A 386-nucleotide genomic window follows, 5' to 3' on the forward strand; every position below is an offset into this window, starting at 1 on the left:
GGCCTATGTCGAGGACATGTACAATCCCTCGCGCTATGGCCGCACCGGCAGCGGCACGGTGGAGGTCCGCGCGGCGAAATGAGCGGGATGGCGAACAAGCCGCGCGGGCGATGGATCAGGCGGGCGGTCGCCATGGCGGCCGTCACCGCTCTGCTCGTGACGGGTGCGTTTACCGCCTGGGCCATCTCCCTCGGCCCATTGCCGCTTGCGGAGGCGCGACAAGTCTCCACCACCGTCGTCGACCGCAACGGCAAACTGCTGCGCGCCTACGCGATGGCGGATGGCCGCTGGCGGCTGCCGGTCGACGCGAAGACATCAGTTGATCCGATCTATCTGAAGCTGCTGCTCGCCTATGAAGACCAGCGCTTCCATTCCCACCGCGGCGT

General features: G+C 67.1%; 1 pseudogene. It reads left to right on the forward strand.

The window, feature by feature from the left end:
- Positions 1-78 precede the first annotated feature (78 nt).
- Positions 79-386, forward strand: a pseudogene (locus tag I6F36_RS39385) (penicillin-binding protein 1C); the annotation flags it as partial.

Source organism: Bradyrhizobium sp. BRP19, assembly GCF_020194195.1.
In the GTDB taxonomy this organism is placed as follows: Bacteria; Pseudomonadota; Alphaproteobacteria; order Rhizobiales; family Xanthobacteraceae; genus Bradyrhizobium; species Bradyrhizobium yuanmingense.